General features: G+C 34.1%; 1 protein-coding gene. It reads left to right on the plus strand.

All coding sequences use genetic code 11. The features are described 5' to 3' along the window. Window positions 1-225 precede the first annotated feature (225 nt). The gene (locus tag Q1A47_RS20465; RefSeq protein WP_034678495.1) at window positions 226-1,239 is read left to right on the plus strand and encodes an LCP family protein; all 1,014 of its coding nucleotides are present in this window, start codon (window positions 226-228) and stop codon (window positions 1,237-1,239) included. The last annotated feature ends 81 nt before the right edge of the window (window positions 1,240-1,320 follow it).

Below are 1,320 nucleotides of genomic sequence, written 5' to 3' on the forward strand. Positions count from 1 at the left end.
ATCTCAAAAAAAGTGGTACTTACCAAATTATTGGCGAGTACCACTTTTTATTTTACTGGGTTTTGTCCCAGCCCCTTCATTTTTGAGAAAAATTAAAAACTATGTAACTCGTTATACAGGAGCATCGTCTAATAGTGTAGTAGATTGTCGAAAAAAAATTTGAAAAATCACAGAATACTATTTATAATTATAAAGATGCATTAATTGGATTAAAGGAGTTAATTTATGGACCGTATATTAGTTAGGAAACGGAAAAAAAGAAAGCGTAGGCGCAAGTTCCTTTTAGTTATAATAATACTATTTCTAGCATTACTATCATTCGGAGGATACAAGGCATTTAAAACCTATCAAGCTGCAAGTAATTCTTATGATGACTTAGGAAGAGACAAATCGGATCTCCGGGATAAAGCTGTTTCTATTAACAAAGACCCTGTTTCCATTTTATTAATGGGTGTAGAGGATTACGCTACTAACGGCGATAAAGGTAGAACAGATACATTAATGGTAGCCACGTTCAACCCTAATGATGAAAAACTAAAACTTCTTAGTATTCCTCGGGATACTAAAGTAGATATCATTGGTAAAGGAACTAGAGATAAAATAACCCACGCTCATGCATTTGGTGGAAAGAAAATGACAATTGATACAGTAGAGAATTTTCTTGGGGTACCAATAGATTACTATGCTAAAGTAAACTTCGATGCATTTAAAAATGTTGTAGATATACTTGGCGGTATAACGGTTAATGTCCCATTCGATTTTGAACAAAATAGTGATGATAAAGTTGCTGAGAAACTACAATTCGATGAGGGCGAGATGGAATTAGATGGTAGACACGCATTAGCATATGCTAGAATGCGTAAAGAAGACCCACGTGGCGATATAGGTAGAAACGAAAGACAACAGGAAGTTATCAAAGCTATTATTAAAAAAGCAATGTCAGTTGGAACAGTTACAAAAATTGATGATTTAGCTCAAGAGATGGGCAATAATGTTGAAACAAATATGAGCATTAAAGAAGGGTTAGCTTTCTATAAAGAGTACTCTGACTTTAATGTAAGTAAGATAGACAAAATCGAACTTAAAACGCATGAAGAAAGAATGAATGGAATAAGCTATCAAATAGCTGAGCCACAATCATTAGAAGAAGTAAGAGATGCTTTAAAGGAACATTTAGAGATAGTCCAATCTTCGTCAGAAACTAGTCCATTAAGCGAAACAGCAACAGATGGCAATTAAAAAAGGGCTGGGACATAACTAGCCTGGAGAAGTAAAAAAGAGATTCCAGTTATCAAAAATAGATAGCTGGAATCTTTTTCA

Source organism: uncultured Virgibacillus sp. (assembly GCF_947495635.1).
GTDB classification, from domain to species: Bacteria; Bacillota; Bacilli; order Bacillales; family Amphibacillaceae; genus Virgibacillus; species Virgibacillus salarius.